19 protein-coding genes are annotated in these 21,352 nt (G+C 69.6%); 8 read left to right on the forward strand and 11 right to left on the reverse strand.

What is annotated here, in order from left to right; translation table 11 throughout:
- Nucleotides 1-4: 4 nt before the first annotated feature.
- The 3 genes from ACTMTI_RS06425 to ACTMTI_RS06435 form a co-directional block, all read right to left on the reverse strand.
- Nucleotides 5-1,279: an MFS transporter gene (locus tag ACTMTI_RS06425; RefSeq protein ID WP_441118738.1), complete on the reverse strand. Its 1,275-nt coding sequence runs from the start codon at nucleotides 1,277-1,279 to the stop codon at nucleotides 5-7.
- A 368-nt stretch (nucleotides 1,280-1,647) separates the two neighbouring features.
- Nucleotides 1,648-1,881, reverse strand: coding sequence for a hypothetical protein (locus tag ACTMTI_RS06430; protein WP_441118740.1), 234 nt, complete (start codon nucleotides 1,879-1,881; stop codon nucleotides 1,648-1,650).
- 72 nt (nucleotides 1,882-1,953) lie between these two features.
- The gene (locus ACTMTI_RS06435) at nucleotides 1,954-2,463 is read right to left on the reverse strand and encodes a VOC family protein (RefSeq protein WP_441118741.1); all 510 of its coding nucleotides are present in this window, start codon (nucleotides 2,461-2,463) and stop codon (nucleotides 1,954-1,956) included.
- A 60-nt stretch (nucleotides 2,464-2,523) separates the two neighbouring features.
- Between ACTMTI_RS06435 and ACTMTI_RS06440 the strand changes: the two genes are divergently transcribed.
- The 6 genes from ACTMTI_RS06440 (at nucleotide 2,524) to ACTMTI_RS06465 (ending at nucleotide 8,803) form a co-directional block, all read left to right on the forward strand.
- Nucleotides 2,524-2,979 (forward strand): MarR family winged helix-turn-helix transcriptional regulator, encoded by a 456-nt coding sequence (locus ACTMTI_RS06440; RefSeq protein ID WP_441118743.1) that lies wholly within the window; start codon nucleotides 2,524-2,526, stop codon nucleotides 2,977-2,979.
- Nucleotides 2,980-3,038: 59 nt separating this feature from the next.
- Nucleotides 3,039-3,227 carry a hypothetical protein gene (locus tag ACTMTI_RS06445; RefSeq protein WP_441118744.1) on the forward strand — a complete coding sequence of 63 codons (189 nt, stop codon included), beginning with the start codon at nucleotides 3,039-3,041 and terminating at the stop codon, nucleotides 3,225-3,227.
- A gap of 126 nt (nucleotides 3,228-3,353) precedes the next feature.
- Nucleotides 3,354-4,772, forward strand: a complete 1,419-nt coding sequence (locus ACTMTI_RS06450; RefSeq protein ID WP_441118745.1) for a xylulokinase — start codon at nucleotides 3,354-3,356, stop codon at nucleotides 4,770-4,772.
- Nucleotides 4,773-5,235: 463 nt separating this feature from the next.
- Nucleotides 5,236-5,913 carry a DUF998 domain-containing protein gene (locus tag ACTMTI_RS06455; protein ID WP_441118746.1) on the forward strand — a complete coding sequence of 226 codons (678 nt, stop codon included), beginning with the start codon at nucleotides 5,236-5,238 and terminating at the stop codon, nucleotides 5,911-5,913.
- 56 nt (nucleotides 5,914-5,969) lie between these two features.
- Nucleotides 5,970-8,432, forward strand: coding sequence for a nitrate- and nitrite sensing domain-containing protein (locus tag ACTMTI_RS06460; protein ID WP_441118748.1), 2,463 nt, complete (start codon nucleotides 5,970-5,972; stop codon nucleotides 8,430-8,432).
- A complete protein-coding gene (locus ACTMTI_RS06465) occupies nucleotides 8,429-8,803 on the forward strand; it encodes a DUF742 domain-containing protein (protein WP_441118750.1) in 375 nt (124 codons plus the stop codon). Before ACTMTI_RS06460 ends, ACTMTI_RS06465 begins: the two co-directional genes overlap by 4 nt.
- A gap of 423 nt (nucleotides 8,804-9,226) precedes the next feature.
- Here ACTMTI_RS06465 and ACTMTI_RS06470 read toward each other — a convergent pair whose 3' ends face one another.
- The 6 genes from ACTMTI_RS06470 to ACTMTI_RS06495 form a co-directional block, all read right to left on the reverse strand.
- Nucleotides 9,227-9,799, reverse strand: coding sequence for a GTP-binding protein (locus ACTMTI_RS06470; RefSeq protein ID WP_441118752.1), 573 nt, complete (start codon nucleotides 9,797-9,799; stop codon nucleotides 9,227-9,229).
- A complete protein-coding gene (locus ACTMTI_RS06475; RefSeq protein WP_441118753.1) occupies nucleotides 9,780-10,142 on the reverse strand; it encodes a DUF742 domain-containing protein in 363 nt (120 codons plus the stop codon). Before ACTMTI_RS06475 ends, ACTMTI_RS06470 begins: the two co-directional genes overlap by 20 nt.
- Nucleotides 10,139-10,546 carry a roadblock/LC7 domain-containing protein gene (locus ACTMTI_RS06480; RefSeq protein ID WP_441118755.1) on the reverse strand — a complete coding sequence of 136 codons (408 nt, stop codon included), beginning with the start codon at nucleotides 10,544-10,546 and terminating at the stop codon, nucleotides 10,139-10,141. Before ACTMTI_RS06480 ends, ACTMTI_RS06475 begins: the two co-directional genes overlap by 4 nt.
- A 13-nt stretch (nucleotides 10,547-10,559) precedes the next feature.
- Complete coding sequence (locus tag ACTMTI_RS06485; protein WP_441118757.1) at nucleotides 10,560-12,662, reverse strand: sensor histidine kinase; 2,103 nt, start codon at nucleotides 12,660-12,662, stop codon at nucleotides 10,560-10,562.
- A 164-nt stretch (nucleotides 12,663-12,826) separates the two neighbouring features.
- Nucleotides 12,827-13,684 (reverse strand): PrsW family intramembrane metalloprotease, encoded by an 858-nt coding sequence (locus ACTMTI_RS06490; protein WP_441118758.1) that lies wholly within the window; start codon nucleotides 13,682-13,684, stop codon nucleotides 12,827-12,829.
- Nucleotides 13,681-15,318, reverse strand: a complete 1,638-nt coding sequence (locus ACTMTI_RS06495; RefSeq protein WP_441118759.1) for an FAD-dependent oxidoreductase — start codon at nucleotides 15,316-15,318, stop codon at nucleotides 13,681-13,683. The genes ACTMTI_RS06490 and ACTMTI_RS06495 overlap by 4 nt, the downstream gene beginning before the upstream one ends.
- Before the next feature lie 327 nt (nucleotides 15,319-15,645).
- Between ACTMTI_RS06495 and ACTMTI_RS06500 the strand changes: the two genes are divergently transcribed.
- On the forward strand, nucleotides 15,646-16,266 hold the full coding sequence (locus ACTMTI_RS06500) for a hypothetical protein (protein ID WP_441118760.1): 621 nt from the start codon (nucleotides 15,646-15,648) through the stop codon (nucleotides 16,264-16,266).
- A 32-nt stretch (nucleotides 16,267-16,298) separates the two neighbouring features.
- Here the strand turns inward: ACTMTI_RS06500 and ACTMTI_RS06505 are convergent, their stop codons facing one another.
- Together ACTMTI_RS06505 and wecB are read right to left on the reverse strand one after the other, a co-directional pair.
- Nucleotides 16,299-18,335, reverse strand: a complete 2,037-nt coding sequence (locus tag ACTMTI_RS06505) for a glycosyltransferase family protein (protein WP_441118762.1) — start codon at nucleotides 18,333-18,335, stop codon at nucleotides 16,299-16,301.
- Between the two features lie 52 nt (nucleotides 18,336-18,387).
- Entirely contained in the window at nucleotides 18,388-19,518 is a 1,131-nt protein-coding gene (gene wecB / locus ACTMTI_RS06510; protein WP_441118763.1) for a non-hydrolyzing UDP-N-acetylglucosamine 2-epimerase, read from the reverse strand.
- Between the two features lie 55 nt (nucleotides 19,519-19,573).
- Between wecB and ACTMTI_RS06515 the strand changes: the two genes are divergently transcribed.
- Entirely contained in the window at nucleotides 19,574-21,244 is a 1,671-nt protein-coding gene (locus tag ACTMTI_RS06515) for a glycosyltransferase (RefSeq protein WP_441118764.1), read from the forward strand.
- The last annotated feature ends 108 nt before the right edge of the window (nucleotides 21,245-21,352 follow it).

Genomic DNA, 21,352 nt, shown 5'->3' on the forward strand with positions numbered 1-21,352 from the left:
CCCGCTAGGCCAGGGCCTGGGCCCGCGTCTCGGGCAGTCCGAACAGGGAGACCACGGCGATCCCGTAGGCCGCGGCGCCGAACAGCATGGCGCCGCCGATGCTGCCGCCCGTGGCGAGGAAGCCGATGATCGTGGGGAAGAACGCCCCCAGGCCGCGGCCGAGGTTGTAGGTGAAGCCCTGCCCGGTGCCCCGGAGGTGGCTGGGGTAGAGCTCGGACAGGAACGCGCCGAACCCGCTGAAGATGGCGGAGGAGCAGAAGCCGAGCGGGAAGCCGAGGAAGAGCACGTACTCGTTCGCGCTGGGCGGTAGCTGGGTGTAGAGGATGATGAGCGCGGCGCTGAGCACCGCGAAGATCATGAAGGTGTTCTTCCGCCCGATCCTGTCGGTGAAGTAGCCGCCGGTCAGATAGCCGCAGAAGGCGCCGCCGATGAGGAAGGCCAGATAGCCGCCGGTGCCGATCACAGTGAGCCCCTTTTCCGTCTTCAGGAAGGCGGGCACCCAGGTCGCGAGCGTGTAGTAACCCCCCTGCACGCCGGTGGCGAGGAGCGAGGCGAAGACCGTCTTCCGGGCGAGGTCGCCTGCGAAGATCTGCGAGAGCGAGCCCCGCCCCTTGGTCTCGCTCGTCTCCTTGAAGACGGGCGGGTCGCTGATGTTGCGACGCACGTAGATCACCAGCAGCGCGGGCAGCGCGCCGGTGAAGAACATCACCCGCCACGCCAGAGTCTCGTCGACGAAGCTGAAGATCCAGGTATACGCCACGACCGCGAGCCCCCAGCCCACGGCCCAGGAGCCCTGGATCATGGCGACGGCACGCCCGCGATGGCGGGCGCTCGCGTACTCGGCGATCAGGATCGCTCCCGCCGCCCATTCGCCACCGAAGCCGAGTCCCTGCAGGGCGCGGAAGACCAGCAGGGTCTCGTAGTTGGGCGCCAGCCCGCACAGTGCGGTGAACAGGGCATACGCGACGACCGTCACCATCAGCGTCTTCACCCGGCCGATGCGGTCGGCGAGGATTCCGGCGGCCGCGCCGCCGAACGCGGAGGCGACCAGGGTCGCGGTCGACAGCAGGCCGGTCTGCCCCTTGTCGAGGGCGAAGGTCGCGGAGATCGCGACCAGGCTGAGAGGGAGCACCCAGAAGTCGTAGGAGTCCAGCGCATAGCCGAGGTATGCGCCCTTGAACGCTTTCTGGCCCTGTTTGCCGAGCGTCTTGTACCAGGCGAAGGCGCCGGTGCTCTCTTCTGATCGTCCATCGGCCGTCGCGGTTGCCGGTTCTGTCATGGAGCACCTCGTTCGTCGTGCTGGTCGCAGGGGGTGAGGGGAGACCAGCTGAATTCAACATAAGGATTGTTGAACGATCTGACAAGAGGTTTGTTTGACGACCGTGTTGGCTTGAAGCCCGGCGGATGCCACCGGTGATGGACGTGCCGGGTTGCTCTCCCGGGAGAACCTGCTGGTGGATGAGCTCCACCGCGGCATGGCGGCGGGCGGCTGAGATCTAGCGGATGCGGCACACCCTGGAGGTGGCGGCTTTGCGCACGTTCACGCCGCTGCCCGGCGGGGCGTGGGGCGCCGCCGGGCCGGCGTTCATCCCGCTCACGACCGTGCGGGCACTGGGCAGGCCGGCGCGGGGCGGCGACGCGTACGGGTTAGTCGTCGTCCTCGTCCAGCGAATGCAGGACGCGCTCGAACGCGTCGCTGACCGGCCGCAACGCCTGCGAGAACGCGTTGACCAGCGGACCGAAGATCTCCGTCATCTCGGTCATGAGGTCCGGACTCTTGTTTTCGGGAGGCGCCCAGCGCATGGCGTCGGCGCTCAGCGTCTCCCACTCCTCGACGACGCCGTCGATGGCGTCGAGCACGTGATCAGGATCGCTATGCATGACCTTCTCCGCGGCAGAAGAAGTCTGATACAGCCACGGTACTTCAGGCCGGGATCGACACGCCCGACCGCCTCACGCCGGGATCGACACGCCCACGCCGCCACGCGTCTGGGCGCCGTACCTCTCCTTGTCGGCGGTCAGGTCGAGCGGGCGGATGCCGGCGCGGGCGGCCAGCGTCTCGGCGGTCAGCAGCGAGGCCGGCACCAGCCACGACACCTCGAACTCCAGCCCGTCCGGATCCTTCGCGTACAGCGCCTTGGTGGTGCCGTGGTCCGACGCGCCCACCAGCGCGCCGAGCTCGGACAGCTTGACCGCGATCCGCTCCAGCTCCTCGAGGGTGTCGACCTCCCATGCCAGGTGGTAGAGGCCCACCGAGGTGCGGCCGGCCGGCGACGGCGCCGCGTCCTCGCCGATTTGGAACAGGCCCAGGTCGTGGTCGTTCGACGAGCCGGCGGCCTGCAGGAAGGCGGCTCCCCGCATGCCCATGACGACCTCGAAACCGAGTGCCTCCCGGTAGAAGGCGACGCTGCGCTCCACGTCACGAACGTAAAGGACCGCGTGGTTGAGCCGCTGGACCGGCATGATGATCCCCTTTCCGCAGAATCTGACCCAAGTATATGAGCGTTCAAGTAAATTATGGGCATGACTCGATGGCTGGATGAGGACGAGCAGCTCACCTGGCGGAGGTTCCTGGCGGCGACCCAGCTGATCAACGAGGCCCTCGACCGTCAGCTGCAGCGGGACGCGAGCATGCCGCACACGTACTACATGATCCTCGTGGCGCTCTCCGAGGCTCCGGGGCGGTCGATGCGGATGAGCGAGCTGGCCGCCAGGGCACAGTGCTCACAGAGCCGTCTTTCGCACGCTGTGGCGCGCCTGGAGGAGCGCGGGTGGGTGCGCCGCGAGCGCTGCCCCGCCGACCGCCGCGGCAACGTCGCCGTGCTCACCGACGACGGATACGCCGCGCTCGCCGGCGCCGCGCCCGGGCACGTCGAGCAGGTGCGGCGGAGCCTGTTCGACGTGCTGACGCCTGAGCAGGTACGCAGCCTCGACGAGATCTGCTCGGCCCTCGTCTCGGGGAACACGCGGGACGGGTAGCGGGCAAAGTGTCGTCCGGAGGCCGTAGCGTTCTGCCGTACCCGAACGAGGAGAGGCCGATGCACGACACCGAAGAGGCGCTGTTCAGGGCGGTCCATGGGATTGCGGGCCGGTTCGCCGGAAGGCCCGTGCCCGTGGTGATGGACGCGCTGCTGCGCGACCTGCCCAAGGCTCCCGGCCTCGAGGTGGCGGAGATACGCAAGATCGCCGAGGAGATCAGTGTGGGGCGCGATCCATCGGGCTTGTGAACAACACGTCATAAGGGGAGCATCGAGACGTGTGCGAGCCTTCGATCCCGATGAGTCCGATTCGCGCGGATACCATTTCACGCATCTCAACCAGCTTGCGCTGGAGCACTTGTTAGGAGTTCGTGGGTGACGCTGGTCGCTGGGGTCGATTCATCGACGCAGAGTTGCAAGATCGTCATTCGTGACGCGGAGACGGGCAGGCTGGTGCGGGAGGGCCGGGCGCCGCACCCCGGCGGCACCGAGGTGCACCCGTCCCACTGGTGGGCGGCGTTGCTGCAGGCCATCGAGGCGGCCGGTGGGCTGGACGACGTGGCCGCCATCAGCGTGGCGGGGCAGCAGCACGGCATGGTCTGCCTGGACGAGTCCGGAAATGTCGTACGCGACGCCCTGCTGTGGAACGACACCCGCTCCGCCCAGGCCGCCGCCGACCTCGTCGCGGAGCTGGGCGGGCCGCAGGTGTGGGCCGACGCCGTCGGATCGGTGCCCGTGGCCTCGTTCACGGTGACCAAACTGCGGTGGCTGGCCGAACACGAGCCTGACAACGCCCGGCGTACGGCGGCGGTGTGCCTGCCGCACGACTGGCTCACGTGGCGGCTGGCGGGCGCGCTCGCCTCCGGGCCCTTCTCCCCTTCGGCCTGGCGCGAGGCCCCGCTGCCGCCCCTCGACCACCTCACCACCGACCGCGGCGACGCCTCGGGGACCGGCTACTGGTCGCCGTCGACGGGCGCATACCGTACGGACCTGCTGAAGGCCGCCTTCGGCGCGGTGCCGCTGCTGCCACGAGTGCTGGGGCCGACGGAGGAGGCCGGCGGCGCGGGGCGGGTGCTGATCGCTCCCGGTACGGGCGACAACATGGCCGCCGCGCTGGGCGTGGGTGCCCGGTCCGGCGACGTCGTGGTGTCGCTCGGCACGTCAGGCACCGTCTTCGCGGTCGCCGAGTCGCCCAGCGCCGACCCGACGGGCGCGGTGGCCGGGTTCGCCGACGCCACGGGGCGGTTCCTGCCGCTGGTGTGCACGCTCAACGCCGCCAGGGTCATGGACGCGGCCGCCCGCATCGCCGGGGTCGGCCTCGATGAGCTGAGCGACCTCGCGCTCCAGGCGCCTCCGGGGGCGGACGGGCTGACGCTGGTGCCTTACCTGGAGGGTGAGCGCACCCCCAACCGTCCGACCGCGACCGGCTCCATCCACGGACTGACCCTGGCCACCTCGACACCCGCCCACCTCGCCCGGGCGGCGATCGAGGGCATGCTGTGCGGCCTGGCCGACGCCTTGGACGCGCTGGACATGCGGCCGGAGCGGGTGCTGCTGATCGGCGGCGCGGCCCGTTCCGAGGCGGTCCGCCGCATCGCTCCCACGATCTTCGGCGTTTCGATCAGGGTGCCGCCGCCGGCCGAATACGTCGCCAACGGCGCCGCCTACCAGGCCGCGACGCTCGTCACGACACCGGACTGGCAGTCGGAGGACACCGCGACATACGAAGGCCAGGCGGTGCCGGAAATCCGCTCCCGCTACACCCTCGCCACCGCCCACATCCTCGACCAATAGAGGCTTCTCCACGTCGGTGCTGTCTTCTTTTCTTTACGGCGGTGCCGAGGTAACCGCACGCGCCGTCCTCGGTTTCCGTCTGTCATGGCCGGTCGTGAAGGCTCACGGGTGCTCGCCGTGACGAACGCGATCTTGGCAGGGTTCCGTGGTTCAAGCGGGCACCGAGCCGGTCGATCGGCGGGTCGGCGGTGTGGCGGGGCTCGGCGCGATGGGGGTGGTGGTCAAGGGGGCTCGATGGGGGCGGTGGTCACGGTGGGCTCGAAGAGGCTGGTGCCCGGGCGCCGTTGCGGCGGGGCGGCGGGGAAGCGGGGAAGCGTCTCCCTGGAGGGCCGGTCACCCGGGTCGGCGGTTGGTGCTCACTTGGGCGACCGTGAAAACTCCTGAAAAAATCAGGGTCGGGGTAGGGGTGGGGTGGGGGTAGGGCCGGATGTGGGGAGCGGCCCGGGGCGGGAGAGTTGGGCCCATGACCGCAGCCAAGAGGCTCTACCCCCTGATCGCCAGTGCCTCGATCCTGTTCTCGGTGGTCGCGGTGGTGGTCGGGCAGTTCGGTCCCGACCCCTACCTGGACCCCCTGAACGTGACCGTGAGCGAGTACGCCGTGTCCGACCGCGGGGGCGTCACGGAAGTCGCGATGGCGGTTCTCGGGATCGGGTCGCTGGTGCTGCTGGCGGGGCTGCGCGCGGCGGGGGCGCCGGTGCGCGGCATGCCGGAGCGGCTGCTCCTGGTGTGGTCGGGAGCGCTGGTGGTGGCCGCGATCGTCCCGACCACACCTATCGGGCAGAACCTCGACCTGGCGGCCCAGGTCCACCGGTACGTGTCCGTGGCGGCGTTCGTGGCTCTCCCGGCCGCCGGGGCGCTGCTGGTGCCGAGACTGGCCGCGAACGCCGACTGGAAGCCCGTGGCGAGGGTCGTGGAGTGGGTGGCGCTGGCCGGCGGGTTCGGGCTGCTGGCGATCACGTACGTGGCCATGCCGGGCGATCGGGTGATGATCGGTCTCGTCGAGCGGTTGTTGCTCGGCGCAGAGGTGGCGTTGCTCGCTGTGTTGGCGGCCTGGTCGGTGCGGTTGACGTGGCGGCGGAACCGGCGCCCCGAAGCCGCAAATTTCCCGACATATCACAGAATTATCGCTAGCCGACCTTAAAACCACCCGTTTCAATGCTATTCTCTCCCGCGATCTTCTATCCGGGAGCAGGTGTCATGGCATCGGGCAGATCCATCCGATTCAAGATTTCGACGCTGCTCGTCATCCCCTTGGTCTCCCTGATCGCGCTTTGGGGTTTCGCCGCGAGCACCACGTCGGGAGAGGCGCTCAACCTCCTCAAGGTCGAGACCATCTGGACAGGGGTCATCAACAACACCGACGGGCTGGTCGGCAACCTCCAGACGGAGCGGCTGGCTTCGGCCGAGCGGATCGCGGGCCGGGTCTCGGACCCGAACGCGCTGGCCAAGGCGCGGGCCAAGGTCGATACGAACAGGAAGAAGCTGTCGGAGCAGGCCCTGTCGGAGGACACGCAGTCCGCGCTCACGCAGGACATGAAGAACCAGCTGCAGACCGTGTTCGGGGCGATCGACCGGCTGCCGGACATCAGGCGCAAGGTGGACGACCGCAGGCTCACCCCGAGCGCCCTCGTCACCGAGTACGCGAAGATCTCCGACGAGGTCCACCTCCTGTATTCCAGGCTCACGATGAGCACCGACGTCGAGCTCTCCCTCCAGGCGCAGGGACTGATCACCGCCGACGAGGCACGCGAGCTGCTGAGCCGCGAGCACGCCCTGATCATCGCCACGAACGGCCGGGCCGGCGAGCAGGACCTCCACATGCTGTCGGCCATCGACGGCACCAGGTCGCACCTGTTCCCGAAGGCGCTGGCCAACCTCGACACCGAGCTGCGGGCCCCGTTCGAGAAGCTGTACTACTCGCCCAAGCACTTCACCATGGAGAACCTGGTCGAGAGCTACATCTCCGGCGAGCCGCTGGACGTCGAGGTCTGGCGGGGCGTCGCCGACCAGGTGCAGAAGGAATACAACGAGGCCATCTGGCGCACCGGCGACAAGCTGCTGGCCAGGATGGAGCCCGCGGGCATCGGCATCGTCGTGCAGGCCGCCGTCGCCGGCGTGCTCGGGCTGATCGCGGTCATCTTCTCGGTCGTCATCTCGATCCGGTTCGGCCGCCGGATCACCCGCGAGCTGGCGACGCTGCGCCGTACCGCGCTGGACCTGGCCGAGATCAGGCTGCCCGACGTCGTGGCGAAGCTGCGCAAGGGGGAGCGCGTGGACATCGCGACCGAGGCCCCGCCCATCAGGGTGGGCCGCAACGCCACCAGCGAGATCGGCGACCTGGCCGCGGCGTTCGACAGCGTGCAGAGCACGGCCGTGGACGCCGCCGTCGAGCAGGCAAGGCTGCGCGAGGGCCTGTCCGAGGCGCTGCGAAATCTGGCCAGGCGCAGCCAGTCGCTGCTCCAGCGCCAGCTCAAGCTGCTCGACGAGATGCAGCGTGAGACGGAGGAGCCGGAGGCGCTGGAGCGCCTGTTCAAGCTCGACCACCTGACCACCCGCATGCGCCGCCACGCCGAGGGCCTGGTGCTGGTCTCGGGCGGCACCGCGGGCCGCAGGTGGCGCGGCGCCATCCCGATGGAAGACGTGCTCAGCGGCGCGGCGGCCCAGGTGGAGGAGTACACCCGGGTACGCGTCTACCCGATGCCCGAGGGCGGCGTCTCGGGTGGTGCGGTGGCCGACCTCATGCACCTGTTCGCCGAGCTGATCGAGAACGCCGCCGCCTTCTCCTCGCCGAGCAACGAGGTCTCCGTGCGCGGCGAGATGGTCGGTAGAGGCTTCGCCGTCGAGATCGAGGACCGCGGCCTGGGCATGGACGAGCCCACCCGCAAGGCCATCAACGAGCGCCTGGCCAGCCCCCCGGAGTTCGACGCCTCGCATACGGAGCGGCTCGGGTTCGCGGTGGTCGCCATGCTCGCGGCCAGGCACGGCATCAAGGTGACGCTCAAGCCTTCTCCGTACGGTGGGACCACCGCCATCGTGCTCGTGCCCGGATCGCTGGTCGAGCCGATGGCGACCCCGGTGCAGCCGCTGGAGTTCGAGTCCGTCTCCGTGTCGGTCGTCAGGCCGGAGAGCACGGACACAGGCGAGCTGCCGCGCCGGGTACGCACGGGGCGGCGCGCTGCCGGCCCCGTGCTTCCGCAGCAGGGGCACCAGGACTCGGGCCTGCCCCACCGCGAACGGCCGGCCGGCCTCGAACGACCCGCCGGCATCGAACGACCCGCCGGCATCGAGCGGCCGACGGGCATCGACCGGCCCAGCGGCCGAGATCGGCCGGCCGGCCTCGACCGGCCGACGGGCGTTGATGGGCCGACGAGCCTTCCGCAGCGCGAGCGGCCCGCGGGTCTGCCGCAGCGCGCGCGCTCGACCGGGCTGCCGCAGCGCGAGCGGCCGACGAGCGTGCCGCAGGCCGATGAGCCGACGAACCTGCCCCGCCGCCAGCGGCAGACCAACCTGCCGCAGCGGCTCCAGCAGGCGCCGCCCCCCACCCCGCCGACCGCCGAAGAGCGCTCGCCGGAGGAAGCCAGGGCATTGCTCTCCTCGCTCCAGTCCGGCTGGCAGCGCGGGCGGCAGGACAGCGATCAGGATGGGGGATCTCGACCGTGAGCCGCGAGCACGAGTGGGTTGACGACGACGCAGGGCCCGTCGTGCGGCCGTACGCGGTCGCGCGCGGGCGCACCAGGCCCGCGTCCTCCGCGCTCGACCTGCTGGCCACCGTCGTTTCGACGGGAATGCCCGCCCCGCCCAACGCCGAGCTCAGCGCCCAGCACCGGCGGGTGATCGCTTGCCTGTCGGGGAAGGGCAGGCCGGTCGTCGAGGTCGCCTCTGACGTGGGCCTGCCGGTCGGCGTGGTGCGGGTGCTGCTCAGCGACCTGCTGGAGCACGGCCTGGTCTCGGTGCGCCAGCAGCGCGAGAAGGGCTCCTCGCCGACGGAGAGCCTCCTCCGAGAGGTGATCAACGGTCTCAGAGCACTCTAGGAGCGCCTGAGAGCCCCGGAGAACGCCGGAATTCCCGTCCAGGGGGTCCGAATTCCGCCCGAAGGCGCCGGAGACCGTACAAGGGCGTCAGAGTCTGCCCGAGGACGGCAAAGCCCGCCCAAGGCCGCCACGGTCTGCCCGAGGTCGGCAAAGCTCGCCCAAAGCCGCTAGAGGCTGACAAAGCTCGCCCAAGGGCGCCAGGGTCCGCCTGAGGCCGGCAAAGCTCGCCCAAGAGGGCGGACATCCGTCTGGGCGAGTGGGAACCCGCCGAGGCCACTGGAGCGCGGCCGAAGCCCGTCCCGGAGACGTGGGTCCGCCGCAACTGTGGGTCCGCCGCAACTGCCGAGGGGCGGCCGTAGAGCCCGCGTCAGGCGGCGGGGCGCACCTGAAGGACCACAGAGTGCGAGCCCCGCGGCCAGCGGCCTAGTTCGCCGAGGTCAGCGTCCTCAAGGAGTGCTCGACCAAGGTGATCATGACTTCCTTGGCCGACGTACGCCGCCGCACGTCGCACAGCATCACCGGCACGTCGTCGTCCAGGTCGAGCGCGATCCGCACGTCGTCCACGCTGTGCCGGTCGGCGCCGTCGAAGCAGTTGACGGCCACCACGAACGGCGTGCCGCGCTGCTCGAAGTAGTCCACGGAGGGGAAGCAGTCGGTGAGCCGCCGGGTGTCGGCGATCACGACCGCCCCCAGCGCCCCGTAGGACAGCTCGTCCCACATGAACCAGAACCGCTCCTGCCCGGGCGTGCCGAACAGGTACACCACGAGCCCGTCCCGGATCGTGATGCGCCCGAAGTCCATGGCCACCGTCGTGGTGGTCTTGGTCTCGACGCCGTCGGTGTCGTCGATGCCGATCCCGCGGTCGGAGAGCACCTCCTCCGTGCGCAGTGGCTTGATCTCGCTGATCGACCCGACCAGTGTGGTCTTGCCGACGCCGAACCCCCCGGCAATGAGAATCTTCAGCGCGACGGGGTCCTCAGAGAGCACGGAGTCCATTGATCACTTCCTTGAGAATGCGCTCATTCGTCCGCGTCCCTCCGGAGGAGGCTGACGTCACCGAGATGAGGCCGTGGTCACGCATGTCGCCGAGCAACACCCGGACGACGCCGACGGGCAGGTCGAGCTCGACGGCCAGGTCGGCCACCGAGATCGGGTTTCGTGCCGCCCGCAGGATGAGTTGCTGCTCGGGACCGAGATCGCCTGGCGGGTCGCCGATGGCGCGCACGGTCGCGACGAGGTCGAACGCGTCCCCGGAAGAGCGCGTGCGGCCGCGGATGAGGGCGAAGGGCCGGACGACCGGCCCCGCCTCCTCATCGAACCACTGCGGGCTATCGCTCATGACGCTCCAGCGCGCGGGTTGGTGGTGATGTGCTGGCCCACCCGCTTGACCAGCATCGCCATCTCGTAGGCGATGTGCCCGACGTCCACGTTCGCTTCCGCGATCACGGCCAGGCAAGTCCCCTGTCCCGCCGCAGTGACGAAGAGGAACGCCGACTCCATCTCCACGATGGTCTGGCGCACGTCGCCGCCGCCGAAATGGCGCCCGGTGCCGCGGGCCAGGCTCTGGAAACCGGCGGCCACGGCTGACAGGTGCTCGGCGTCCTCCCGGCTCAACTCCTTGGAGTAGCCGATGGCCAGGCCGTCGGTCGACAGGATGACCGACTGGCGCACGGCGGCGACCCTCGAGGCCAGGTCGTCCAGCAACCAGTTCAGCTCACCAGTGTTGGTGGTCGGCACACTCATGCATCCCCCTTACTCATGGCCCCTCCTCAGAGGCTTCTTCTTTGGCGCGTTGAGTTCCCCGCTGGAACGCGGAAAACAAGTCGCGTACCTCGTCGGGAGAGCGTTCGGCCGGTTTCTCCGGCTCGGCCGGTTCCGGCGTCGCCTCCTGGAGCTGTGGCGCCAGATTAGTCTGGCGGACTCGCCTGGGCAGCCCGGCGTGGGTGCCCGAGGTGACCACCGCGAGCGCCTTCTTCCTCGTACGGCTCGGCAGGGCGGCCATCTCGCCGCCGTCGCCCGCCGTCAGGGCCGCCTGGTCGGTCACCATCGAGCGGGGCACGAGCACGATGGCCGTCGTGCCGCCGAAGGGAGAGTGCCGCAGCAGCACCTTGATACCGTGCCGCGCGGCCAGCTTGGCCACCACGAAGAGGCCGAGCTTGTCGCTGTCGGCCAGATCGAACTCGGGCGGGTCGGCCAGCATGGCGTTGTAAGCGCCGTATTCGGCCGGGGACAGGCCGAGCCCCTTGTCCTCGATCTCGATGGCGTAGCCGTTGCTGACCTGGTCGCCGCGGATCTGGACGACGGTGTCGGGAGGCGAGTAGATGGTGGCGTTCTCGACCAGCTCGGCCACCAGGTGCGTGATGTCCGCCGCGGCGATCCCGTCGAACGCGCCGGCCGGCATCGTTTCCACGGTGACCCTGGTGTAGTCCTCGACCTCCGCGACCGCGGCCCTGACGATGTCGACCGCGGGCACCGGCTTGCGCCACGCCCGCGCCGGCGCGGAGCCGGACAGGACCATCAGGCTCTCCGCGTGCCGCCGCATGCGCGTGGTCAGGTGGTCGAGGCGGAAGAGCTCCTCCAGCCGGTCGGGATCGTGCGTGCGCCGCTGCATGCCGTCCAGCAGCGCGAGCTGGCGGTGCAGCAGGCCCTGCTTGCGCCGGGCGAGGTTGAGGAAGACCTGGCCGACCCCGTGGCGCAGCGCGGCCTGGCCGACCGCCGCGGTCACGGCGGTGCGCTGCACGGAACCGAAGGCCCTGGCCACGTCGGTGATCTCAGCGGAACCGCTCACCTTGATCGCCTTGGCCTCCTTCCGCACGTTGATGTCCTCGCCCCGGCGTAGCCGCGCCACGATGTCGGGCAGCCGCTCCTCCGACAGCTCGACCGCGACCGCCCGCAGTCCACCGAGCTCGCCGGCCAGACGACGACCGAACCGTACAGAGATGATGATCGACGCGAGCACCGCGATCAAGCCGACGCCGCCCGCGATCGCGATCTCGACCACGGTGGACGTGGCGGCCTCGGAGGTGCGCTCGGCCAGCACCTCGGAGGCGGCCAGGCCGTGCTTGTCGAGCTGGGAGGTCAGCCGGTCGATCGCCTCGGTCCATTCCGCGGCGTCCGGCGGCGGGGCGCCGGTCCTGATGATCCGCGCCTCCATGGTGGCGAAGGTCTGGAACGGCTCCGACGCGAAGACCTGCTCGTACGGCCTCCGCATCGGCACGTCGAGCCCCGCGAGCCCGCGCGCGTGCAGGAACTTCCTGGAGGCGGCGTACTCGGTGAAGGCGGCCGCCTCCGGCCCGGTGAGCCGCTGGTCGGCCAGCGCCCCGATGATGAGGGCGTGCTCCCTGGCGATGTACTCCCTGGCCATGCCCATGGCCTGCAGCGAGGAGGCCTGCTGGAGTATGGCCAGGTCGGAGACGACGACCAGGTGGTCGTAGAGGATGAAGATCGAGTCGAGGATGTGGTTGTACTCGTCCAGCCCGGACAGGCGCGAGCCGAGGCCGTTGTCGATGTCGGCCCTGATCGGGCCGAGCCGGTCGAGCGCGGTCAGCAGCGTGTCGAGCGGGAGGCGCAGATCCCCGCCGATCGCGCTGCCGGCCTCCGTGACGGCTTTGCGGAAGTCCGTGACGGCCTGGTCGGTGCGGGTCCGCTGGCCGCCGAGCACCTCGGTGAGCTCACGCGTCGTAAGCGCCTCGGCGGAGCGCACGCGCTCGGCCTGGAGCTGTAATCCCAGGTCCGTGGAGGTGACGCCGAGAGTGCTGTAGAGAGTGTTGGCTCGGAGCAGTGACTGGGCGTCGCCCATGGTGAGGTTGAGCACGAAACCCCAGAGCGCGCTCAGAGACAAGAGGGGTAGCAACAGCAATAGAAAGATCTTGAACCGAATTGACCGGTTTCGCGAGCCCATGTCCCAACCTCGAGTCGGGGGCATTTCCACACCGTGTGTAAATACACCTCCGAAAGATCGCACAGGAGACTAGCACCGATTATGCGTCCGGCGCAGTGGGAGCAACACGTTCATTACCGTGATTATTGGGACAAGATCTCGCGTCTGCGGCGTCCGGAACGGACGGTCATCCACAGCCAGCACAGCGCGACCAGGGATATCGCGACGAGCCCCGCCCAGTTCACCAGGGTGTAGACGTGCACCTGCCACTCGGTCACGTGCGGCACCCGGCCGATCCGCAGCAGCGCGAACTGCCATGCGTGGCCGGTCAGCGCCAGCGTGACCGCGATGGCGATGGCGTTCATCGAATCCCACAAAGCGTGCAGGAGTGAGACCCCGAGGTAGCTCAGCATGACAGTGGTCGTGAGCCGCCCCGCGGCCGCGAACAGCACGCCGCCGAGGATCGCGGTCCACAGGCCGTGCCCGACCGGCGCCAGGATGCCGCGCAGCACCTCGGTCTCGACGAGCTGCCTGAGCGACAGTCCCTCGGAGGTGAAGAGCGCGTTGAAGGCATAGCCGGCGCTCTCGAAGGCGGCGAATCCGAAGCCGACGGTCGCGCCCAGGATGACGCCGTCCATGGTCGTCCGCTTGGTCATGTGCCTGGTGACGAACATCAGCGCCGCCAGCTTCACGCCCTCCTCGATGAGGCCGACCACCACGTACATCCCGATCGACGGGTGGACGAGCCAGCTCTCCAGCAACGAGGCGCCGAGCACGCCCAGCGCGCCGCCCACCACGAACGCCACGAACAGCAACTCGACCGTGACGCGCGGCGAGCGGCCCCGCCCGTACGCCCAGACCACGAACGTCACCGGCACCAGGAAGCTGCCGAACAGCACCACGGTCGGCACGAGGTTGGAGTTGCCCGTCCAGTTCGTCACGACGACGGTGGCCAGCCACAGGACGAGCCCGATCAGGAAGATTCGCTGCCAAAGCCTCATCGCACCAGTTCCTCCACGGCTCTGCAAGCGGCGATGACGGCCGCGTCGGCGCGGGCGGCGGGCACCGCGTCCGAGCCGGCGATCGCGATCCTGCCGAACCGCCGGCGCGCGGCCTCCGCCGGGAACGGGCCGTCGGGGTAGAACGCGTGCCACGGCCGGCAGTATTCGGGCGCGTTGCCGTGGCCCCACCTGTCGACCGTGATCGCCTCGATGTCGCGTGCCGGGTCGAACCCGCCGGGTCCCAGCAGCCGGGCGAGCTGGTCGCGGATGGTGTGCTCCAGGCGCTCGTAGGGCGTCCTGAACAGCTCGCGCCGCCCGGCCACGGAGCCTGCCCCGGGTCCCAGCTCCGACCGGCACGGCGTGGCCAGCAGGCGCACGTGGGCGGGCTCGCCGGCGCGGCTCGGGGGATCGAGCTCGGACAGGCACCAGTAGGCCCCGGTCCAGCGCACCCGCCGCACGCCCGCCCGCCACCAGGCGTCCCCGTCGCGCAGCCGTACCGTGGCGTGCAGCAGCGGCACCCGGACCGCCGCGCTCAGCGCCTCCCGCTGGTAATGGGGGAGATCGGGCACGAGGTACGGGACGACCGCGCTCCAGCAGGCCAGGATCACCGCCCCGGCCTCCACGGTCATGACCTGGTGGCCGTCGAAGTAGCCCACGGTCGCCGCGGCGGCGCCGTCGCGTACCGACACCACCGGGCTCGACAGCCGGAACCGCACCCGGCTCTCCGGGCTGTCGAGGGAGGCGGCGTCGGGGATCATCCCGGCCACCATCGCCCGCATTAGTGCCTGATTCCCCTCGGAATAGTGGTAAATGTCGTGATCGGTAAGTCCCCATTCCTGCTTCACCGTCGGCGAGTTGAATCGCGATGGCTTGTCCGCATCGAGCCCCAGCCCCGCGAATCCCGGACAGCCCGTGCCCCAGGCGTCGATCGCGCCGAACGCCCGGGTGTCGTAGCCCCACTTGTGGCAGGACATGGTCCGGCAGAACCGCTCCACGTCGGGGTGCGCGCCGCAAACCTCCAGCAGGAAGGCCGAGTACGTCAGCTCCGCCAGCCGTTCCTGTTTGCCCTCCGGTGACAGCCCGGGGAACCAGTCGGGCGGATCCCGCATGAGCATGCGCAGCTCATCCCTGGCTCGCTCGGCGATCGGGAGCCGGCCGACCCAGTCGGCGGTGAGCCGGACCAGCGTGTCCGTGCCGAAGCTCTCCTCGTCGCACATCACGCCGTCGGCCAGGCCCGTCTGGGGCCGCCCGTGGAACACCGCCCGGCGGGCCTGTCCACCGAGCTCGTCGTGGTTGTCGAGGACGAGCACGCGCGCTCCCGGCTCGCGGCGCAACCACTCGTGGGCCGCGCTCACGCCGCTGAGACCGCCGCCGACCACGACGAGATCGTAAGTCTCGCCGGTGGGCTCGGGCGGGCCCGCGTGCGGCCAGAAGCGGCCGTCCCGTAGCGCATGCGGCACGCTGAGCGCCTGCGCGGCGCCGCCGCGGTATCCCGTGGGTGCAGGCTCCATCGTGGTCTCCTGACGCGTCCTGCCCGCGATCACGCCTCCCGCGGCGCTCACGGCCACGCCGTCGAAGAAGTCGCGGCGGGAAATGGGCTGGTTCATCCCGAGGTCGCGTGGAATCAAGCTCATGGCGCGATCATCATCAGTCCGGCCAAAAGCCGCGCAGAGCCACGCAGTGCTTCGAGAAACATTTTGCGCGCCCTATTACCGCGAATGCCTCGTCGCCATCGGCGGGGCTTCGAAGCTCCTGACCAGCGGGAGCAGTGAAACGGAAATACCTCCTAAAGTCACTGAATCCCGCGAATAGCGACGTTACCCGGCCGTCGATCTCCGTATCCACTAGCGTTTTCGACAATGCCGCCAGAGTGAATTGGAGAGCGCATGCTAAAGGCCATTTCTGGCATATGTCTGAGCGTGTTGGCGATTGCCGGATGCGCGTCCGGCAATGCGTCACCGGTGCCCGCCGCCTCGGCGCCGCCGAAGTCGCCGTCGCCGTCGTCGTCCGCCGAGTCCGCCAAGCTGCGTGCAGCGCTGCTGCCGGTGCCCGCGGGGATGCGCGTCGCGTACGGCCCCGAGCTGGGCGCCTTCGGCTCGCTCAAGTCCACCCAGCAGGGCCTGGCAGCGGTGAAGCAGGCCCGGCTGGAGCGGCCGGAGTGCGCCGCGGCCGGCCAGCTCGACGCCGCCAAGCCGGACGTCGCGGGGGCGCCCGCGGCGGTGATCGCCTTCTCCGCGGCCCGCGGTTCGATCACCCAGGCCGTGGTGTCGCTCCCGGCGCCGGCGTTCCCCGCCGAGCTGCCGAAGCAGTGCGCCACCTACAAGGCGAAGGTCGGCGACGCCGAGGTCACCTATCGGACCCGCGCCCTGCCCATGCCGACCAAGGGCGACCAGTCGCGGGCATACCTCACCACGGCGACCGGTGGCAAGAAGAACGCCGAGCTCCGGCAGATCGGCTCGGTCATGATCAGGCGCGGCAACCTGATCATGAGCATGCTCGTGGTCGGGCAGAAGGTGAAGCCGGCCGGTCTTTACGAGCTCGCCACCCTGGCCGACCAGAACCTCGCCAGGGCGACCCGCTAACACGCGGACAGGCCCCTGCCGGGAGCGAGGGGTCAGATCAGGACGTGCGCGTCCGGTCTGCCGACGAAGGCGAACTGGGCGTTGCGGGTCAGCTTGATGTGGTCGGCCTGCCACGTGTGCATCGAGGCGTCGGCGCTGCGCCAGTAGACGAAGTTGAAGCGGTCCGCCGAGTAGATCTTGACGGAGTCCTCCTTCAGCCGCCGCACCAGGTCGGTGTCCTCGCCGCGGGTGATGTCCGCGAACCCGTACGAGCGAAACATGTCGGCCTTGCCGAGGAACGTACCGCCCTGGACGAGGAAGGAGTAGCGGTGCTCCAGGCCGGGCAGCCGGAGCATCGTGGTGTTGCCGCCCTCGAAGTACGCGTAATGCGCACCCTTGCCGACCAGCTCCGCGTCCGAATAGTCGAACGCCCGGACCAGGTCCGACAGGTAGTGCTCCCCGTACAGGTTGTCGTCGTCCATCTTGGCGATCAGGTCGCCCTCGGCGGCCGCGATGCCCAGGTTCATGCAGGCGCCGAGCGACAGCTCCGCGGCGGCGGGCAGGACCACGACGTCCGTGATGCCCGCCATCCGCGCCTTGTCGGCGACCACCACCGGGTCGATGTCGAGGCCGTGCAGCACCATGACGAGCTGCAGCGGACGGTGGAGCTGCTTGGCCACCGATGAGATCGCGTGCTCGATCTGGGCGGCGCGGTTGGTGGGCAGCACGACCGAGATCGAGCGCGTCCTGGGGTGCACCTGGTGCCCGAGATCCTGGAGGATCTGGTCCACGCGGTGCGAGAACAGGTGCTTGTCGAAGACCTCGCGCATCGCCAGGTGCCCCATCCTGGCCCGCAGCTCGGGACTGTTGATCAGGTGCAGGACCTGGTTGTACGACTCGACCGGCTCGCGCGCGATCGGGATCAGGTCGCCGAAGGTCTCCTCGACGGCCCGCGACCACCCGGACACGACGGGCGTCGCGCAGGCGGACAGCTCGAAGACCCGCCGCGCGCACATGGTCGGCGAGTCGAGCACCGAGTTGACGTTGAGGAAGACCTTGTACATCCGGTACGCGGCCAGCATCTGGTCGTAGGGGAGCTCGCCCACGATGTGCGGCCGGTACTTCTCCGGCCAGGCGTACTTCTCGTCCACCTCGCCGTTGCGCGCGAAGATGTGCAGCCCCAGCTCGCGCACCGGATCCAGGACGGTCTCCATCTGCTCGCGGCGCTCGGGGTGCTTGTCGCGGAAGTACATCCCCGCGAAGACCACGTCGTGCAGCCGGCCCTGGCGCTGCTGGATCGGGTTGTGCACGCGCGGCTGTGCGGCGAACTGCAGCACATCAACCCGGTCGTGTCCCAAAATTTCCCGATACTTCGGGAGCATGTCGCCGTCGCACGTGAACACGTAGTCGAACAGCTTCGCCGTGTCGATGAAGAAGTCGAAGTTCGGCGGGTCCTCCTTGTTCCAGAAGACCGTCGGGATGCCTTCCTGCCTGCACCAGGCCACCAGGTCGCGCAGCGGCTCCTTGGGGGCGTTGGTGCCGGTCATCTGGTAGCGCCAGCGGCCCTGGTTCCCGTGCCAGGCCGACTCGCAGAACAGCAGGTCGGGCCGCTTCTCCGCGAAGATCTCCGGCCAGTCCTTGAGCCCGAACTCGATCTGGTCCCACTCGTAGCGGAAGGCCATCCTGGAGAAGTCGTCCAGGATCACCGCGACCTTCAGGTCCGGCCTGTTCACCGGCCCCTTCGGCCATTTCGCCGGCGGCACCTCGACCAGCGGCGGCCGGGTGTTCGCCGTCTCGATCGCCTCCGTCACCGGGGTGGGGGGCTTGGGCGCCTTCTCCTTCGACCGGACCGCCTCGACGATCTTCCCGGGGCTCTTCGAGCCCAGGGCCTCACCCAGCTTGTAGGTCCGCTTCGCCTGCGTGGCCTCCAGTTTCCAGGTGGCGTACGCGGCCTTGGCCTCGGCGATCTCCAGCCGCCGCCGCAGCTCCCTGACCTCGGCCTCGTACCGCTCGACGAGCTTGCGCTCCTCGGGGAGCCAGTTGACGGGTCCGAGGCGCTGGAACGCGGGCTGTTCGGGGGATTCGGCCATGGTGATACGCCTTATCGCTCAGAGGTATGTCATGGTAAGGGGTAAGCGAAGGCTATTCGGGGCGTTTGGCCTGGGAAGCGGGCGCCAGGTTGTCGCCCTCGAGCCAGGCGGAGATCACCTTGGCGATGCGCGGCCCGGCCTGCCCGTCCCACAGCACCGGCAGCTCGCCGGCCGGCGTGGCGGCGCCGTCGGCCAGCGCCTTCTCCGCCGCCGCGGGCAGGAGCGCGGGCGTGACCAGCCGGTTCGTGCCATGAGTGATCGTGATGGGCCGCTCGGTGTTGGGCCGCACGGTCAGGCAGGGGACGCCCAGCATGGTCGTCTCCTCCTGCACGCCGCCGGAGTCCGTGACGACCAGCGCGGCGCCGCGTACGAGTGAGAGGAACTCCACATAGCCCAGCGGCTCGATGACCTTGATCGACTCGCCGTCGACGAGTCCCGCCGCGGCCAGCCGCGCCTTGCCGCGCGGGTGGATCGGCACCACGATCGGGATCTGCCGCGACACCTCGAGCACGGCGTCGACCAGCTCCTTGGCGGCCTCGGGCGTGTCCACGTTCGCGGGCCGGTGCAGGGTCGCGACGGCGTATCGGGCCGGCAGGCCCAGCCGCGCCACCACGGGCGCCGGGTCCAGCGCCGGCAGCGCGGAGAACAGGCTGTCGATCATGGGGTTGCCCACCAGGTGCACCTTCGACGCGGGCACACCCTCGGCGGCCAGGTAGGCCAGGGCCTCGGGGGAGGTGGCGAAGAGCAGGTCGGCCAGCGCGTCGGTGACGACCCGGTTGACCTCTTCCGGCATCCCCCGGTCGAACGAGCGCAGCCCCGCCTCCACGTGCGCGGTCCTGACGCCCAGCTTGGCGCAGACGAGGATGGCGGCCAGCGTCGAGTTCACGTCCCCGTACACCACGACGAGGTCCGGGTCCTGCGCCTGCACGACCTCCTCCAGGCCCACGAGCAGGGCCGCGGTCTGCTTGGCGTGGCTGCCGGAGCCGACGCCCAGATTCGCCACCGGATCCGGCAATCCGAGGTCGGCGAAGAAGACGTCCGACATCAGAGCGTCGTAGTGCTGACCAGTGTGGATGATGCCCTGCCGCACGCCGAGTTCACCGAGTGCCCGCACCACCGGGGCCGCTTTCACGAAATTGGGACGAGCGCCCAACACGTGCAGGACCAGGGGGTTCTCCCTCATTGACCTCGCCTTTCATAGCGGAAGGGAAAAACGCTGCCTATGGTACGGTCACCGCGTGGCATCCGACGCCAGTCGTCAAGACTCCTCTAAAGTTTCCGCGAAGTCCGCCCGTGCCGGCGTCGGTGGACTTCTCAAGGGGTTCGTTCAGCACCCGATCATCGTCTCCCGCGTCGTCGCGACGAAGGTCAGATCCGACCCCGTCCGCGTGGCTCAGGCCGCCGCCGACGCATTACCGCCCCGGCTGCGTCCCGTCGTGGGCAAATTCGCCTGGCCCGCCGCGCGCAGGGCCCGGCGCATGGTGCGCAAGTTCGGCATGCGCGTGGTCAGGGCGCCGTGGAACGAGGCCAAGGAGCACTGGAACGCCGGCCGGGTCACCGAGGCCGCCGCGGTGCTGGAGGCCCACACCAAATACCCCTTCGTCAAGCGCAGGGCCGCCTACTACCGGGGTGAGCTGGCCGCCATCGGCCCGGACCCCATCCCGCCGGGGCCCAAGGTCGCCATCCTGGAGCGCGTCCAGGGCCGGGTGATGCATCTGGTCACCAACGCGCTGCCGTACACGCAGGCCGGATACACCGTCCGCACCCACCGCATCGTCACCTCGCAGCAGGCCGCCGGGCTCGACCCGCACGTGGTCACGAGCTGGGGTTGGCCGATGATGCAGGGGCACGCGGACGCGTCGCCGTACGAGGAGATCGACGGCATCCCCTACTACCGGCTGCTGCCGGACGGGCACGGCGAGGTGCCGTTCGAGATGCGCGGGCGCATGGTCAGGGGCGCCGACGCGGTCACCACGCTCGTCGCCCAGCTGCGGCCGCAGGTCCTGCACGCCGCCACCGACCACCGCAACGGCTCGGTCGCGCACGCCGTGCGCGACAGGACCGGCACGCCGTTCGTCTACGAGGTGCGCGGCTTCCTGGAGGAGACGTGGGCCTCCCGCGACCCGATCCGGGTCGGCAGCGAGCGCCATCTGCTGCAGCGCGAGCGCGAGGCGTTCCTGATGCGCGAGGCGGACGCCGTCGTCACGCTGGCCGAGACGATGGCGACCGAGATCGTCGAGCGCGGCGTGCCCAGGGAGAAGATCCACCTGGCGCCCAACGCCGTGGACGACACGCTGCTGACGGCCCACTATGACGGCGCCTCGTTCAGGACCGCGTACGGCATCGAACCCCACGAGATCGTCGTCGGCTCGGTGTCCAGCATCGTGGCCTATGAGGGATTCGCCACTTTGCTCCGGGCCGCCGCGCTGCTGCGTGACGGCGGCACGCCGGTGCGGGTGCTCATCGTGGGCGACGGCGCCGAGCGCGACAACCTCCTCGAGCTGGTCGCCGAGCTGGGCCTGAGTGACGCCATCCTGCCCGGCCGGGTCGGCCCGGAGGAGGCGCTGCAGGCGCAGGACGCCATCGACATCTTCGCCTGCCCCCGCGAGGACCTACGGGTGTGCCGACTCGTTACGCCATTGAAACCCGTCGAGGCGATGGCGCTCGGCAAGCCGGTCGTGCTCAGCGATCTGCCCGCCCTGTCGGAGCTCGTCGGCTCCGACGGCGCCGGGATGCTGGTGCCGCCCGGCGATCCGGCGGCGCTCGCCAAGGCGCTCGCCGGGCTCCGAGAGGACCCCGCCAGGCGTGCGGAGATGGGCGAAGCGGGTCGCGCGGAAGTGGCCGCGAAGCGTACGTGGAGCCGCGTGGCAGAGACTTATCAAGCTCTATACCGATCGCTTGCCGAATGATGACCTTCGCATTCCGTGCCAGTTGTGACGGGTTCGGTCGCATTAGGCGTGAGCTAGGTGGACTTGAGATAACCTTTGCCACCATGAAGTGTTGTTTCCGGCTCCTCA

The sequence above is a fragment of the Nonomuraea sp. H19 genome, from assembly GCF_052068215.1.
Taxonomy (GTDB): Bacteria; Actinomycetota; Actinomycetes; order Streptosporangiales; family Streptosporangiaceae; genus Nonomuraea.

Excerpts from the sequence above, each read along its gene's own strand:
- ACTMTI_RS06425 (WP_441118738.1), bottom strand. The coding sequence starts at position 1,279 with ATGACAGAACCGGCAACCGCGACGGCCGATGGACGATCAGAAGAGAGC.
- ACTMTI_RS06430 (WP_441118740.1), bottom strand. The coding sequence starts at position 1,881 with ATGCATAGCGATCCTGATCACGTGCTCGACGCCATCGACGGCGTCGTC.
- ACTMTI_RS06435 (WP_441118741.1), bottom strand. The coding sequence starts at position 2,463 with ATGCCGGTCCAGCGGCTCAACCACGCGGTCCTTTACGTTCGTGACGTG.
- ACTMTI_RS06440 (WP_441118743.1), top strand. The coding sequence starts at position 2,524 with ATGACTCGATGGCTGGATGAGGACGAGCAGCTCACCTGGCGGAGGTTC.
- ACTMTI_RS06445 (WP_441118744.1), top strand. The coding sequence starts at position 3,039 with ATGCACGACACCGAAGAGGCGCTGTTCAGGGCGGTCCATGGGATTGCG.
- ACTMTI_RS06455 (WP_441118746.1), top strand. The coding sequence starts at position 5,236 with ATGACCGCAGCCAAGAGGCTCTACCCCCTGATCGCCAGTGCCTCGATC.
- ACTMTI_RS06460 (WP_441118748.1), top strand. The coding sequence starts at position 5,970 with ATGGCATCGGGCAGATCCATCCGATTCAAGATTTCGACGCTGCTCGTC.
- ACTMTI_RS06470 (WP_441118752.1), bottom strand. The coding sequence starts at position 9,799 with ATGGACTCCGTGCTCTCTGAGGACCCCGTCGCGCTGAAGATTCTCATT.
- ACTMTI_RS06475 (WP_441118753.1), bottom strand. The coding sequence starts at position 10,142 with ATGAGCGATAGCCCGCAGTGGTTCGATGAGGAGGCGGGGCCGGTCGTC.
- ACTMTI_RS06480 (WP_441118755.1), bottom strand. The coding sequence starts at position 10,546 with ATGAGTGTGCCGACCACCAACACTGGTGAGCTGAACTGGTTGCTGGAC.
- ACTMTI_RS06490 (WP_441118758.1), bottom strand. The coding sequence starts at position 13,684 with ATGAGGCTTTGGCAGCGAATCTTCCTGATCGGGCTCGTCCTGTGGCTG.
- ACTMTI_RS06495 (WP_441118759.1), bottom strand. The coding sequence starts at position 15,318 with ATGAGCTTGATTCCACGCGACCTCGGGATGAACCAGCCCATTTCCCGC.
- ACTMTI_RS06505 (WP_441118762.1), bottom strand. The coding sequence starts at position 18,335 with ATGGCCGAATCCCCCGAACAGCCCGCGTTCCAGCGCCTCGGACCCGTC.
- wecB (WP_441118763.1), bottom strand. The coding sequence starts at position 19,518 with ATGAGGGAGAACCCCCTGGTCCTGCACGTGTTGGGCGCTCGTCCCAAT.